The organism is Chloroflexota bacterium (genome assembly GCA_016235055.1).
Taxonomy (GTDB): domain Bacteria; phylum Chloroflexota; class Anaerolineae; order JACRMK01; family JACRMK01; genus JACRMK01.
In genome coordinates this window covers 60,324-75,809 of the sequence record JACRMK010000012.1, presented here as the reverse complement: position 1 = coordinate 75,809, position 15,486 = coordinate 60,324, and the positions used below count along the sequence as shown (strand labels likewise).

Annotated in this window: 10 protein-coding genes; 5 read left to right on the top strand and 5 right to left on the bottom strand. The window is 65.9% G+C overall.

The genetic code is table 11. The features are described from left to right. Positions 1 to 66: 66 nt before the first annotated feature. Positions 67 to 633, bottom strand: a complete 567-nt coding sequence (locus HZB53_03415) for a transposase (protein MBI5876675.1) — start codon at positions 631 to 633, stop codon at positions 67 to 69. A gap of 75 nt (positions 634 to 708) precedes the next feature. Further along, positions 709 to 3,132, bottom strand: coding sequence for a YfhO family protein (locus HZB53_03410; protein MBI5876674.1), 2,424 nt, complete (start codon positions 3,130 to 3,132; stop codon positions 709 to 711). Positions 3,133 to 3,177: 45 nt separating this feature from the next. On the opposite strand from HZB53_03410, the gene HZB53_03405 reads away from it, so the two are divergent. From HZB53_03405 to HZB53_03385, 5 genes are all read left to right on the top strand, one after another. Continuing rightward, a complete protein-coding gene (locus tag HZB53_03405) occupies positions 3,178 to 5,496 on the top strand; it encodes a glycosyltransferase family 39 protein (protein ID MBI5876673.1) in 2,319 nt (772 codons plus the stop codon). 516 nt (positions 5,497 to 6,012) lie between these two features. Further along, a complete protein-coding gene (locus HZB53_03400) occupies positions 6,013 to 6,852 on the top strand; it encodes an NAD(+)/NADH kinase (GenBank protein MBI5876672.1) in 840 nt (279 codons plus the stop codon). Between the two features lie 61 nt (positions 6,853 to 6,913). Then, on the top strand, positions 6,914 to 8,578 hold the full coding sequence (locus tag HZB53_03395; GenBank protein MBI5876671.1) for an alkaline phosphatase family protein: 1,665 nt from the start codon (positions 6,914 to 6,916) through the stop codon (positions 8,576 to 8,578). Positions 8,579 to 8,603: 25 nt separating this feature from the next. Further along, a complete protein-coding gene (gene recN / locus HZB53_03390; protein MBI5876670.1) occupies positions 8,604 to 10,355 on the top strand; it encodes a DNA repair protein RecN in 1,752 nt (583 codons plus the stop codon). A gap of 99 nt (positions 10,356 to 10,454) precedes the next feature. After that, positions 10,455 to 10,838, top strand: coding sequence for a VOC family protein (locus HZB53_03385; GenBank protein ID MBI5876669.1), 384 nt, complete (start codon positions 10,455 to 10,457; stop codon positions 10,836 to 10,838). Between the two features lie 208 nt (positions 10,839 to 11,046). Here HZB53_03385 and HZB53_03380 read toward each other — a convergent pair whose 3' ends face one another. The 3 genes from HZB53_03380 to HZB53_03370 all read right to left on the bottom strand — a co-directional run bounded on the left by HZB53_03380 (position 11,047) and on the right by HZB53_03370 (position 15,480). Continuing rightward, complete coding sequence (locus HZB53_03380) at positions 11,047 to 11,940, bottom strand: AEC family transporter (GenBank protein ID MBI5876668.1); 894 nt, start codon at positions 11,938 to 11,940, stop codon at positions 11,047 to 11,049. 76 nt (positions 11,941 to 12,016) lie between these two features. Beyond that, the gene (locus HZB53_03375) at positions 12,017 to 13,030 is read right to left on the bottom strand and encodes a HEAT repeat domain-containing protein (protein ID MBI5876667.1); all 1,014 of its coding nucleotides are present in this window, start codon (positions 13,028 to 13,030) and stop codon (positions 12,017 to 12,019) included. A gap of 89 nt (positions 13,031 to 13,119) precedes the next feature. After that, on the bottom strand, positions 13,120 to 15,480 hold the full coding sequence (locus HZB53_03370; protein MBI5876666.1) for a transglycosylase SLT domain-containing protein: 2,361 nt from the start codon (positions 15,478 to 15,480) through the stop codon (positions 13,120 to 13,122). Positions 15,481 to 15,486 lie beyond the last annotated feature (6 nt).

Genomic DNA, 15,486 nt, shown 5'->3' with positions numbered 1-15,486 from the left:
AAGGGCGAAGCATTGGCGCGCGGGTACGAAGTTATGGCGCCAGCCTTTGATGCCAATGCTTCGCCTCTACCTAACCACTGGATTCTCGCTGTCGGTATCCCACCGGGCCGGATTGTCCACGATGTACTCGCGGATGCGGTTTAGCGAAGTGTTGCTCCGGATGATGTGCTCATAATAGTTGCGTTGCCAGATTGGGCTGCCATCCGCTTGCCGCGTGGCATTGATGCGACGCGTGGAAACCGATTTGACATTCTGCACGATCGCCGCCAGCGATCCCGGCGCAGTGCCGTGCGGCCGTGGCTGTAGGGGCGAAGCATCGACGGAAGCACCCGAGATCGTCCAGGAGCGTTCCGTCGATGCTTCGCCCCTACCGTCACCGTTGATAATGATTATGCCGTGCAGGTGGTTGGGCATGACGATGAACGAATCGACGGCCGCGAACGGAAAATGGCGTGGAATCCTGGACCAGCAGTCTGCGACCAGTTGCCCCGCTTCATTGAGACGCATCTCGCCGTCCACAATCGCCCCAAACAGGTGCTCGCGCCCACGTGTGACGATCGTCATGAAATACGCGCCTGGCTGCGTGTAATCGTAACCGCGTAGACGGATGGAACGACGATGATGCATAATCATTGTGTCGTAGGGGCGAAGCATTTGCGCGGCGAGGAATCGCAACATGCAACGTGCTTTCGCGCAAATGCTTCGCCCCTACCGAATTCGCCACCACGCCCCCGCGAGCGCCGCCACCGCCAACGCCGTCAGCGCCGCGCCGAGCTTGAACGTCAGCGGGTCGAAGACCATGCGCACGGTGTGTGTGCCGGCCGGCAGATAGACCGCGCGGAACAGGTAGTCGGCGTGCAGGAGCGGCGCGTCCTGGCCGTCCACCGTGGCGCGCCAGCCGCTGTAATAGACATCGCCGGTGAAGAACCAGCCGTCGACATCGTTCGTGACGGTGTATTCTTCGTAGTTGGCGCCGCGTGCCTTCAGCGCGATCTGCGCCTGCGGGTTCGACCGCGGCGCCGGCACGGGCAGCGATGCCGCACCCTCGATGACGATTGTCTGCGTCGGGTCGAACCCGGGCCGCGTGATCGCCGCAAACGCCTCGTCGCCGCCGGGCGCGGCGACCGCATTGTACACCATGAATGCACGCGGCAGGGCTTTCGGGTTCAGATAGACGTTCACCAGTGGCGCGCCGTCGAACACCGGCGTGAACTTCGCGGCGACCTTCGCGTCCTTCCTGGCAATCAGGTACTTCGTGTTCAGCAGGTCGTACAACACGTTGTCGCGCGCGCTGGCGATGCCCCAGTAGCGGGCGTAGCGCTGGAGCAGGAGCGGGTTGTAGATGCCGGCCGCGTCGTCGAGATGCGCGATCAGGCCGAGATTCGGCTGAAACTGGAACCACGACTCTTCCGGTGTCTCGATGCGGTGCAACGACGTGTCGGCGCGCAGGAACGCGAACGCCTCGGGGTGGCTGAAGTTGGCGGTTGGATCTTTCTCGCCGGTGTCCAGGTACGCGCCGAGTGAGGCGAGGTCAATGAACACGAACGCGATAACTGCGACTGCCCATGCCGATCGGCTCAGCCAGTGTGAGCGGCGCGCCAGCACGAGTGCGAGCGAGCCGCCGATCAATAGGGCGAAGAGGGCGAGGCCGTTGAAGCCGTTGGCGATGCGGTTGAAGATGCTGATGTCCTGTGACTGTGACTGGGCCAGCGCCGAGAACTGCAATGGCATGAGAATGAATAGCGTTGCGGCCAATGTGACGGCCAGAACGATTGGCAGTTTGCGCCACGCCAGCCGCCAGGCGCGCGGCAGGGGGCGCAGCAGCGCATCGAAGCCGTAGGCGGCGAGCGCCGCGATGGCGAAGTCCATCAGATAGATGAAGCGAGCCGGCACGCGGATTTGGGAGTAGCCGGGGATGAGGTAGAGCCAGCCGTGCACGATGCTGAAGAAGCCGAGCGCCAGCGCCAGCGAGAGCAGCCCGAGCGCGAGGAAGAAGCGCGGCAGGCGATCCTTGCGCCAGATGGCGCCGAGCGCGGCCAGCACCAGCGGCAGGATTCCAACATAGCCGATCTCGACGCGTTCCCATGCGCCCCAGTGGATATTGGGACCGCGCCCGAACAGCCCCGGCACGAACAGTCCGACCAGTTCGGCGGGCGGCAGGGAGAAGCGCGCCGCATCGGCGTAGTTGAGCGTGTCGCGCAGCGACTGCGCCGACATCTCGACGTTTGGCAGCAGGGAGATCGCACCTGCGCCGACCGTGAACGCCATGAACAGCACGAGCAGGCCGACCGGGTAGACCAGTGCGCGGAGTGTTGCGACGATGCCGGACAGTCGCCGCTCGCGCAGATCGCAGGCTGCTTCGTACACGGCGTACAGCCCGACCGCCAGTAGGATGTAGAGGAACGGCTGGATGTGGCCGGCGAGATACGCCATGCCGGTCACGGCGCCGGCCGCCATCGCCCAGAACGAACGGCGTTGCGTCACGGCGCGACGGTACAGCAGCAGCACGAGCGGTAGCCACGCGCCGACCGCGACCATGTTCGGGTTGCCGATGTGCGTGATGTTGAAGTCGTTGAACATGAAGACGACCGCGCCGAGCATCGCCGCCGGCCGCGTCAGTCGGGGCAGGCCTTGGGTCAGCCCATCATGCCGCCCCAGTAGGGGCAGGTCTTTGACCTGTCCTCCCGGCGAATGCAGATCGCGCAGCAGCGCATACATCAGCACGCCCGCCAGCCAGTAGTGCGCGATGAGCAGGTACTCCAGCGCGCGATACGTCACCTCCGGCGTGACGAAGAACATCAGCAGGTTCGGCGGGTAGAACGGCCCCGACTGGATGTGCCCGACGAACGGGATGCCGCCGTACAGGTACGGGTTCCAGAGCGGGATGACGCCCTGCCGCAAGTTTTCTTGCGCGAAGTGATAGACCGGGTATAGAATGGCTGAGATGTCGCCGCCACCCTCGGGCATGAATGCCCCCGCAAACAGCACGCGCCAGAAGAAGCCCGCCGTGATCAGGCCGAGCCAGCCGGCCGCGGCCAGATCGGCGCGCCGCCGCTTGAGCGCCAGCCAGGCGGCCGCGTACAGGATGAGCGCTGCGGCCCAGAACAGGGTATCGGCCATGGTGATCTTCATAGAAAACGATTGTAGCACAAATCCCCGCGCGCAATCGGTTGGCACGTGAGCGCGGCGGCCACGCTTCGACAGGCTCAGGGTTCGCGGACACTGGCGCCGATCCACTGGCTGCTGGCGGCGTTCGTCTGCCTCGGCCTCGTGTACGATACGGCTACGCCGATCTTTGAGGCGGGCGACGAGCAGTTCCACTACCCGTACGTTCGGCAGATCGCGACCGGCAACGGGCTGCCACTGCAAGACCCCGACGATGTGCAGGCATGGCGGCAGGAGGGCAGCCAGCCGCCGCTGTACTACATGCTCGCCGCGCTGCTGACGTTCTGGGTCGATACGGGCGACGCGGCGGAACGGCTGACCGTGAACCCGCACGCCATCATCGGCGTGCCGGCCTATGGCTCCAGCGACAACCGCAACATGATGGTGCATACGGCGGCCGAGGCGTTTCCCTACAGCCGCACCGCGCTGGCCGTGCACCTGATCCGCTGGCTGTCGCTGGCGATGGCGACTGTGACGGTCTGGGCGGTCTACCGGCTGGCGCGGCGCATCGCTCCGAGTGAGCCGGTCGCTCTGCTGGCGGCGGCGTTCGTCGCGTTCAATCCGATGATCGGGTTTCTCGCCGGCGCAGTCAACAACGATAACCTCGTGATCCTGCTCTCGACGCTCGCGCTCTGGCAAATGGTGCGCCTTTGGCAGGACGGGCTGACCCGGCGCGGCGTCTTGCTGCTCGGCGTGGTGCTCGGTCTGGATGCGCTGACGAAGCTGAACGCGCTCGGACTGGCCGGCGTGGCCGGACTGCTGGTGCTGGCGCGCGTTGTGCTCGACGCGCGCGCCGCGAAGCGCGATTTCCCGTGGCGCGAGGGACTGATCGCCGGGCTGCTCCTGTCGCTGCCGGTCGGGGTGATCGCCGGTTGGTGGTACGCGCGCAACGTCATGCTTTACGGCGACCCGACCGGCCTGAACCGGATGCTCGCCATCGTCGGTACACGACAGGGCACTCCCGCACTGCTACCGTTACTGCGGGCCGAGCTTGAAGGGATGCGCCTGTCGTTCTGGGGGCTATTCGGCGGCGTCAACATCTTGTCGGCGGCATGGCAGTATGGCGTGTTCGATCTGTTACTCGCAGTCGGGTGCATCGGAATAATACTGCTGATCGTTCGCCATCTCGCCCTGCGCCGCTCAGTGCGCGGGTTGTCGCGTGCGGTTACGGCGTTCGGGTGGCTGTCGGCGTGGGCCGTCGTGCTCGTCGTCTCGTGGACACGCTGGACGCTGGTGACGCCGGCCACGCAGGGCCGCCTGATCTTCCCGGCGCTCGCGACGATCGCGCTCGTGCTGGCGCTCGGCTTCGATGCGTGCCTGATCTACGTGACGAACCTTGCGCACCGACGCTCGCCGTTCGCGCCCGATGCCGACCTGCGCGGGCTGAATACCCGCGCGCGGTCCGCCTACGCGCTGACGATTGTGTTGGGCGTCCTCTCCCTGCGCACCGCGCTGTTGGATATCGCGCCGGCGTACACGGCCGCGCCGCTGGCGTCGGCGGTGCCTGCCGCGTTTGCGCGGCCGCCGGTGCGCTTCGGCGATGCACTCGAACTGATTGGCGTCGAGCCGCCGCCCGCCGCGGCACGTCCCGGCGACACGATCGACGTGGCGCTCTACTGGCGCGCCATCGACCCGATGAGCGCGGACTATTCGGTCTTCGTGCACCTGCTCGACGCCGGCGACCTGATCGTCGGCCAGCGCGATACGTACCCCGGCCTGGGTTTGCGTCCGACGACTCAACTCAAACCGGGCGACATCGTGCGCGACGCCTATCGCATCAAGGTCGACGAATCGGCGCTGGCGCCGAGCCGCCCGGCCATCCGGGTCGGCGTCTATGACTTCGCGACGCAAAAGCGCCTCGCCTCGGCCCAAGGTGACAACCCGGTGGTCGGTGTCATCGACCTGCTGGCGCGGGCCGAAAGTGGCGCGCCGGCGCCGGTGACGTTCCGCTTCGAGCAGTTCTTCACGCTGACCGGCTACCGAATCGACCGGGTCGCTGTGCGTCCGGGCGAGTCGTTCACGCTGACGCTTTACTGGCGCGCCGGGAGCGTGCCGAAGGACTACTCGATCTTCGTGCATGTGCTCGGCAAGCAGGACGCGATCTGGGGGCAGGTGGACCGGCAGTTGCCGATGCGCGCCTGGCGCGCCGGCGACGTGATCGAAGACGCTTACGTCGTCACGGTCAAGCCCGATACGCCTGCCGATGTGTACGAACTGGAGATCGGGGCGTACGATCTGGAGAACAACTTCAAGCGGTTGAACATCTGGGGCGCGGATGGCCAACTTGCTGGCGACCGCGTCTTTCTGCGTAGACTGCGCGTGGTGCGGTAGGTATACCGGAAGAGTGTCGGAGTTGCCGCGCTTCGAGTGGGCAGGCAGGCCCAACCTGTCATTGCGAGAACAGCATGGTGGGGCCGCCATGTTGTGGCGCACACCCCGCGCATGAGAATAGTCCTGCCAATGGTGGGACGGGTCTTTGACCCGTCCAGTCGGCCAGGTCAAAGACCTGGCCCTACCACAGGATGCGATCCATTTTCATGGGAGCCGGCATCCAGGGGTGTTGACTCTAGGCTCCGGCTTTCGCTGGGGCGACAACCTGGGCTCCTTGCCGTTGGTCGCAGCGAAATTTCTGAGTAGGAGGCGTTGTGTGCCGACGAAGCAATCTCGGCTTGAGCGGCAATTAGACAGCGAAGCGGTGCTTTAGCATTGCTTCGTCGCAAACAACGCTTCTCGCAATGACACCCTGATGGGGGCCGACAGTTTGCCGGTATACCCGGTGCGTTGGCGCGGCACGCGCAAATCGGGACATGGTGTATAATTCGTAAGTTATCCCATGTAAGTGTGTAAATGGCGAATATCGTCATGCAAACGATCGGCATTCTCCATCACCCCAAAATCCCGCGCACGCAAGAGGTGGCGCAGGAGTTGTGCGCGCGCCTCGCGCAGGAGGGCGTGTGCACGTGGTCGCTCTCGGCCTGGGACGAGGAGCAGATCAAGCCGCTGCTACCGCAGACTGAGATGCTGATCACGCTCGGCGGCGACGGCTCGATCCTGCGCGCCGCGCGTCTGGGGTTGGATTACGGGATTCCGATCGCCGGGGTCAACTTCGGGCGCATCGGTTTCCTAGCGGAGTACCAGCCGGATCAGGCGCTCACCTGCCTGAACGACCTGGTGCATGGGCAGTACTGGATCGAGGAGCGCGCGGTGCTGCACGCGCAGTTGCTGCGCGGCGATACGACGCTCGGCGAGCATTTTGCGCTGAACGACGTGGTCATCGGGCGCGGCACGGTGGCGCGGGTGGTGCGCCTGCGCGTGGTGATCGACCACATGGAGTCGATCCGGCATACGGCCGACGGTATCATCGTCGCCACGCCGACCGGCTCGACGGCATACACCGTCGCGGCCGGCGGACCGATCGCCGACCCGCGCGTGCGGGCGATGATCATCACGCCAATTGCGCCGCACCTCTCGCTGCTCGGCTCGATGCTGGTGCCGGATAACTCGGTGGTCGAGATCACGGTGGAGAGCGACTACCCGGCGCTGGTTTCGATGGACGGGCAGGTGGAGCTTAGCCTTCAATCATTCGATACGGTGCGCGTGACGACCAGCGACCGGGTTAGCCGGTTCGTGCGCACGCGGCCGAAGAACTATTTTTACGCCAATCTGTCCCAGCGCCTGCGGCTGTAGCGCAGCGCTGGGAAGCACGCTGCGGGCTGTGGGCCCGTCGGGTGGTGGCCGGGAGCTAGTATTGCCTGGAAAAGTTCTGGTCATCGGGCTGGACGGGGCGACGTTCGACCTGCTCAAGCCGTGGATGGCCGAAGGGCACATGCCCTTTCTCAAAAATCTGATCGACACCGGCGCGCACGGCGACCTCGAATCGACCATGCCGCCGCTGACGGCCGCGGCCTGGGTCTCGTTTGCGACGGGCGTCAACCCCGGCAAGCACGGCCTGTTCGATTTCGTCTTCCCGCGCAACGGGTCGTATGACGTGTTGGTGGCGAACCCGAAGCTGCGCGACGCCGAGCCGCTCTGGAGCGTGGCGTCGCGGCACGGCAAGCGCGTCGGCATCGTCTCGGTGCCGATGACGTATCCGCCGGATCCGGTCAACGGCTTCATGCTGTCGTGCTTCATGACACCGGGGCCGGCGAGCGAATACGCGTATCCGCGCGAGTTGAAGCACGAACTGATCGCGCAGGGCTTTCACTTCGAGGCCGCACTGAGCGAGAAGCACCGCAGCGGCGACATCAGCAAGTTCCTGGCCGAAGTGGCGCAGAGCACGCGCAACCGTGTCGAGACGGTCCTGCACCTGATGACGACGCGCGAGTGGGACCTGTTCACATTCGTTTTCCAGTCCACGGACCTGCTGCAGCACGAGCTCTGGCGGCTGTTCGACCCGTCGCACCCGCGTTACTCGGCGGCGGAGGCGGCGCAGTACCTGCCGCAGTGGCAGCAGTTCTACGATACGCTGGACGCGCACCTGGCGACGATGGTGAAGGCGGTCGGCCCGGACGCGACCGTGATCCTGATGAGCGACCACGGCTTCGGGCGCGTTACGCATCTGTTCTATGTCAACAACTGGCTGCTCGACCACGGCTACCTCGTACGCAAGCGCGGGCCATGGCACGCGCTCAAGGAGTGGACGTTCCGGCTCGGTCTGACGCCGATGAACGTCTTCAAGGCGCTGACGTACCTGCATCTGGCCTGGCTGCGGCAGGGGTTCCGCTTCGGCCAGCAGTACGGCCTGCAGAAGAAGCTGTTCTTCTCATTTGACGATATCGACTGGACGCGCACGCGCGCCTTCTCGTTCGGCAACTTCGGCCAGGTCTATCTGAACCTCAGAGGCCGCCAGCAGCACGGCATCGTCGAGCCCGGCGCGGAGTACGAGCGCCTGATGGGCGAGATTGCCGAGGGGCTGAAGGCGTACATCGACCCGATGACCGGCAAGCCGTTCATCGAAACCGTCCTGCGCCGCGACGACATATATCACGGCGGCCATTACGAGGATGCGCCTGATCTGATCGCGCTGTCGCGCGGCCTGGAGTACGTGTCGTTTGGCACGACCGACTTCGGCAACAACCGCGTCACTGGCCGCATCTTCGGCATGACCGGCTACCATCGCATGAACGGCATCATCATTGTAAACGGGCCGGGCGTCCGGCGCGGCGCGCAGCTGGATGGCGCGGCGATCGTCGACCTGGCGCCGACGATCCTGTATGCGCTGGGCGTGCCGGTGCCGGACAACATGGACGGGCGGGTGTTGCGCTCCGCGTTCGACGACGACTGGCTGGCGGCGCGCGGCGACACGCAGAGCGAGGCCGGCAAGAACAGCGTGGTACCCGGCGACCCGGCCTACACGCCGGAGGAAGAAGACCTCGTGCAGGAGCGACTGCGCGAGCTGGGGTATCTGGCCTAGCGGCATCTCGCGGCGGATGAGTGTCATGCTCAGCGAACTGTCGATCACCAATTTCGCGATCATCACTACCCTGAACCTGGGCTTCGCGCCCGGCTTTAACGTGCTGACCGGCGAGACCGGCGCGGGCAAGTCGATCATCATCGACGCACTGTCGGTCGTGCTCGGCGGCCGCGCCAGCGAAGAGATGATTCGCTCGGATGCCGATATGGCGCGGGTCGAGGCGATCTTCGCGGTGGAGAAGCCGGATGCCGACCTGGCCGCGCTGCTCGAAGAGCACGGCATCGACGCCGAGGACGGCGCGCTGATCGTCAGCCGCGAGGTCGTGCGCGGCGGCCGCGCGGTGACGCGCATCAACTCGCGCGCGGTGCCGCTGCGCGTGGTGGAGCAGATCGGCGCGTGGCTGGTGGACATCCATGGCCAGTCGGAGCACCTCTCGCTCAAGAACGCGCGCACGCATGTGGACTACCTCGACCGCTTTGCCGACCTGTGGGAACTGCGCGGTCGCGTCGCGGCCCGGGCGAAGCAGATCGGCGAGGTGCGCCGCGAGCTCGAATCGCTGATGCGCGACGAGCGCGAACTGGCGCGGCGCGTGGACCTGCTCTCGTTCCAGGTCGAGGAGATCAACACGGCGCGCCTGCGGCCCGGCGAAGAGGACGCGCTGAAGCAGGAGCGCGCTCGGCTGTCCAACGCGGAGCGGCTGACCCAGCATGCCGATGAGGCGTACAGCGCCCTGCGTGCCGGCGACGACGAAAGCGCGGCCGCGCTCGACCTGCTCGGTGAGGCGAAGCACGCGCTGGTGCAGTTGACCAAGCTCGACGCATCGCTGACCGAGACGGCCAAGCAGGTGGACGACGCGATCGGCCTGCTCGACGACGCCGCGCAGACCCTGCGCGACTACCGCGAAAATGTGGAGTTCAACCCGGCGCGCCTCGGCGAGATCGAAGATCGCCTGACGCTGATCTTCAACCTGAAGCGCAAGTACGGCGAATCGATCGAGGCGATCATCGCGTTCGGCGAGCGCGCGGCCAAAGAGCTTGACAACATCACGCACAGCAGCGAGCGAATCGCCGACCTGCGCGAGAGCGAGGACAAGCTGCTGCGCGAGTATGGCAAGCTGGCTGCGGAGTTGTCGGGCAAACGTAAAGCGGCAGCGGAGAAGCTGGCATCCGGTATTGAGCGCGAACTGGACGACCTGCGCATGGCGCGCGCGAAGTTTGCCGTCGATTTCCAGCGGCAGGAGTACCCGGCCGGCGCGCCGGTGGAAGGCAAGCGCTATGCCTTTGGGCCATCGGGCGTTGACCGTGTCGAGTTCCTGGTCTCGGCCAACCCGGGCGAGCCGCCTAAGCCGCTGGCGAAGGTCGCCTCCGGCGGCGAGACGGCGCGGCTGATGCTGGCGCTCAAGACGGTGCTGTCCAACGCCGATGCGGTGCCGACGCTAATCTTTGATGAGATCGATGTGGGCATCGGCGGGCGGGTCGGCAGCGTGGTCGGCAAGAAGCTGTGGAACCTGACCGCAAGCGGCAAGGGGCGCGGCAAGTCGCGCCCGGCGCACCAGGTTATCTGCATCACGCACCTGCCGCAGATCGCGGCGTACGGCGACGCGCACTACCGGGTCGACAAGGTGATGGCGCGCAACAGCACCTCGACCGCCATTGTGACGCTCGATGGCGACGCGCGCGTGAGCGAGTTGGCGCAGATGTTGGGCGCGACCGGCGAGGCGGGCGAGCAGAGCGCGGCGGAGATACTCAGGGCTGCGCAGGCAGACAAGAGCGGCTGAGGCAAATCCCAACTTCCAAATCCCAAATCCCAAGAAGCAACGACCACGCGCTGTGGCGATACGGGGCCAGGCGCACATACCAAACGAGGAGCATTGAGAATGGCCACTATTGAGCACATGGCGATTTCGACCACGCCGGAGACGTTTGCGGCGACCGTGAAGTTCTACACGACCGTGTTCGGCATGAAGGTTATTCGCGAAGTCGTGGATGCCAAGGGCCGCAACATCGCGTTTGTGAGCGATGGGCAGGGCGGGCGCATCGAGATCATGGCATACGGCTTGCCGGCCGTCCCGGCGCCGAACCACCTTGCCTTTGGCGTCTCGCACGCCGACTTCGATGCGACGGTTGAGCGGTTGAAGGCGTCCGGCGTGAACGTCGAGCCGCCGATGCCGGCCGGCTCGGCCGACCGCCTCGGCTACTTCGATGATCCGGCGGGCAATCGCAGCCAGATCGTGGCGCGCACGAACCCGCTCCCGAAGTAACCCGATGACAAGATGACATGATGAAGAGATGACAAGGTGACAAGGCGACTTGGTGACGCGAGCATGCGTTTCTGATTCACCTTGCCACCCTGTCATGCGGTCATCCCGTCACTGTTGCTGCGACGCCATCCCGGCGTGCAGCGCACGGTACTCGACATCCTCTGCGCGGCGCGTAGGACGGTGTCGCGATTTGCTCCCGGGCGCGATCCTATAGCAGATTCAGCACCACCGTCAGCGTCACCAGGCTGCATAGCGTCGAGACCACGACGACACTGGCGACAAACTCCGGGTGCAGGTCAAACTGCACCGCGAAGATGCTGGAGTTCACGGCGGCCGGCATCGCCATCTGCAGGATCGCCGCCTGGCGCGCGACGCCATCGAGCCCCAGCATGGCTGCCACCAGCGCGCCGAGCAGCACCCCCCCGACCAGCCGCGCCGCCACCGCCCAGCCGACGACCGACGTCGTGCCCTTCAGGCTGGCGCCGGCTAACCCGACGCCGACCATCACGAGTTGCAGCGGGATCGAGCCATCGCCCAACATGATGAGTGGGCGGTTGATGAAGTCGGGCAGCGTGATATTGAAGGCGTTGATGATCAGCGCGGTTGTGGTCGCATAGATCGGCGGCATCTTGAAGATCTGCAGGAACGCCTGCACCGGCGTGTAGGTCCCGCGCGACGCAATGAAGATGCCGAGCGAGAACGACAAGATGCCGGATGCGACGAAGACGATCGACGCCTGCTGCAGGCCCACATCGCCGAAGGCGAACAGCGCCAGCGGCAGCCCAAAGTTGCCGACGTTGCCGAACGACGAGCTAAGGATCAGCGCGCTTTCCCAGCGGCGGTCGAGGTGCAGCATGCGCGCGATGACCCAGGCCAGCGCGACGGCCCCCAGGGCGACCAGCACGGTGAACACGATAAGCTGCGTCAACTCGCCACTCTCCACCTTGCGGCGCGTAAACGACGAGATGACGAGGCACGGTATCATGAGATAGATCGCGACCGTGGACAGCGGCTTGATGTCGATCACGCGCAACTTGCCGAGCACAAAGCCGAGCGCGACGATGATGAAAACAGGCAGGATGACGTTGATGAGGGCGTTCATGGGGGATCGCGAACCGGTCGAGCTAAGATGGGCCGCACCGCCAACGCTTGACGCGCCGGCGATGCGGCCGGACCTGCTAGTTGGGGCGGGGGGTTCTGGGCGCTATGTCCGGGGCGTCGTCATCGTCGTCAAGCTCGTCATCGTCCAGGTCGTCGTCGACAAGACCGTCGAGCGTGGCGATCTCGAAGTCGAACATGTTCAGGTTGTCGATGCCCTCAATGAACTCCAGCTCGGCCAGTGCGTCTTCGGCGGCCTCCTGCAACTCCTCGTCGTCGCTCTCCAGCACTGCTTCGAGCACGCGCCGCGCCTCGCGCCCCCCGATCTGCCCAAGCGCCCAGACTGCCGACTCGCGCACCTGCCCATCGGGGTCCTGCACCATCTTGATCAACTGCGCCAGCGCGTCGGAGGCCGACAATTCGCCGGCGGCGATCGCCGCTTCGTAACGCAGCGAGGCCGCGGGGTTCTTCAGTTCGCGGATCACAATGGGCGTCCACGAGGTGTCGCCACTGCGACCCATGGCATACAGCGATGATTCGCGCATGTCGCTGTCGCCCTCGTCGTACGCTTCCTGGATCGCGCTGTGCGCCCGTTCGTCCCCGGAATACGCGACCGACTCCAGCGCGCGGCGGCGCACCTCCAGGTCCTCGTTCGGGTCGTGAAAGCGCGCCAGCAGGCAGTCGGTAATCGGTTTAGACTGTGGAATGGAGCGCTCGTTTTCCTCCGCTTCCATCAGGTATTCCCCCAGGCCGGCGGCGGCGGCGGCCCGCACCGGCGCCGACGTGTCCCTGGCCGCCATCGTGAGCAGGCGCTTGCCGAACGATGGCGTGTCGACTTCCCAGAGCCCGCGCACCACCGCCGCGCGCACAATGTCGTCGGGCTCGTCGAGCAGGGTCAGCAGCAGGTCGCTGAACTCGGACTGCACCGTTTCCTCGGCGGCATCTTCCATCGCCTGGATCAGTACGCGTTTGCGCTCCGGCGGCAGCTTCGGCCACTCGGTCTTAAACTCGGCGATGCTCCTGGCATCGGGATTGGACAGCACCTGCAAGTCGACGCGTTTGATCTTGTCGCTCGATTCAGCGATGCGTTGCATGGCGCGCACGAATGGCGATGGCCCGCGAGCTGGGGCGGCGTTGCGTGAAGAGCGGGGAGACATGGGTGTACCCTCCTGGGGTGCGCGGGTCAGTTGCCGGCCGGCTGGCCGTACAGTTTGCGGTAGAACCAGTAGGCCTGGTAGACGCGTTTGACGTAGGTGCGGCTCTCGCTCAGGGTGATGCCTTCCACGGCAAGATCAGGGTCGGCCTGCTTCCATTTGGCCGCATTGCCGGGGCCGCCGTTGTAGCCTGCCAGCGCCATCATGAAATCGCCGTCGAGGAACTCGAGTGTGCGCGCGTAGTAGTTGGCGCCGAACTCGATGCTGACGTACGGCTTGTAGAGATCGTCGATCTTGAAATCGCCGCGTTTGAGCCAGCGCGCGATATCGCCGCCGGTGCCGGGCATGACCTGTCCGAGGCCGCGCGCGCCGGCGGTCGATGTGGCGTACGGATCGAACTGGCTCTCCTGCCACATCAGCCCGTACATGAGCAGCGGGTCCACGCCGTTCTTCTGCGCCTCCTGCACCACCAGCGGGTCGAACGGCGCGGGGTAGATGAGCCGTTGGAGGAAGGCTGGGGCCTGCGCGGTGGTCGGCGCGTTCGACAAGGTGAGCAGCCGGTTGCCGGCGCGGATCGACATGTCGTTCAGCCCAAGCTCGCGGAAGGCGATCGCCAACTGGTACTGCGCTACGGCGTCGTCGCGATACGCGTCGGCCAGGTCGCGCAATTCGGCGCGGCCCTCATTGCGGAAGCCGGTTTCCAGCAGCAGCCGCCCGCGTACCATGCGCCGGTCGCTGGACAGCTCGACGCGCATGCTCGACAGGCGATTGCGGTCGCGGATCGGCGCATCGAGCGACAAATCGACCCAGCCGCGCAGCCACCGCTCCATGTCTAGGCGCTCGCCGGGAAACACGGCGGGCAGCGCGAAACTCCGGCGCTCGGTGCCCGCCGGTGTGGCGCTCTGCGCCAGATCGACCGCCCGCAGGCCGTAGTAGTCGGCCGGCATGGCGCGATAGGCGTCCATCCAGCGCGCGCTGGCCTCGGCCGGCTGGCCGAGCTTCTGCAGCACCTTGCCGAGCCAGAACAGGCCGCGCGCCTTCTGCGCGCCATCGGGGTAAGCGGCCAGCCGCTCCAGCGTTGCGCGCGCACCGGCCAGATCGTTCGCGCGGTAGCGCATATATCCGGCGGCGGTCAACGCCTCGGCGGCACGCGCGCCGGACGGGTAGCGCGTGACTAGCGCCTCATACGCCTTCGCGGCCTCGGCGTTCTTGCCGGCGACCTCGTAGATGCGGCCGACCGCAAACAGGCCGTCCTCGGCGTAGGTGCTCGCGGGATAGTCCGCCGCCAACTGTTGATAGAGCCGGATCGCCGTGGCATCCTGACCGATCCGCCAGTAGTCGTCGGCGCGCTCGAACATGCCCTCCACGAGCTTGCTGCCGGCCGGGTGCGTGCTGATGTAGTTGTTCCACTCGCGGATCGCGCGGTCCTGCTGGTTGCTCAACTCGTAGGAGCGCGCGGCGTAATAGTGAGCGAGTTCGGGGTCGCCCTGCTCGTCGAGGGCACGGTGGAACCACTGTACCGCCGCGTCATACTGCCGGCGGTAGTAGTAGGCCAATCCGGCCTGGAAAAAGCTCAGTTCTTTGGGCGCCAGTGTCTGCAGGAGCTCGACCGCCTGTGGTGCGGCATCGCCGGACGGCGTATCGCTCAGCACCCGCTTGAGCCGGCTGATCGCCTCGTCGGTGCGCCCCAGTTCCTTCAACGCGCGCGCTGCCGCGACGTCGAGTTGCGAGCGGGTGGCGGGCGTCTGTGCCAGCAGCAGCGCCATGTCGTACGCGCTGATGGCGTCGGTGAAGTTGCCGGTCCGCCCGAGCGCGTCGCCCAGCCGCTGGGTGGCCAGCACGCGCACGGACGGCAGCCAGTCGGCGCGCTTGAGCGCGGCGGAATATTCGCCCGCCGCCAGCATGTACTGCCCGCCGTCGTAATAGCCCTGCGCCAGCCCGAGCGTGATATAGCCGAGCAGTGAATCGTCCGGGGAAGCGGACGCGCGGTACGCCTGGTAGGCCAGGTACGCCCCCGGCAGGTTCTTCGTGTCGCGCAGGCTGTTCGCCAGTTGCAACTGGGCGAGCGGGAAGCGCGCGTCGTCCGGGTAGGCCTGCATGAAGCGCGTCCAGGTGTCGAGCGCCTGCGGCGCGCGTCCGTCGAGCGCGTACGTCTGCGCCATGCGGTAGAGCGCCGTGCGCGCGACGTTGCGCGTCGCGCCCGTGCCGTCGGCCGACGCGGCGTCATACGCCTGCCGGTAGCCGTCGAGCGCGGCCGGGTAGTTTCCCGCGCTGCGATGTCCCTCGGCGGCCAGCAGCAATTCGTCGGGGTCCGGCGCAGCGTGCGCGGCGGCGGCCCAGACGGTAACGGCCAAAATCAGCGCTAGAATGACTGTGCCTGCAATACGCATAGCCTT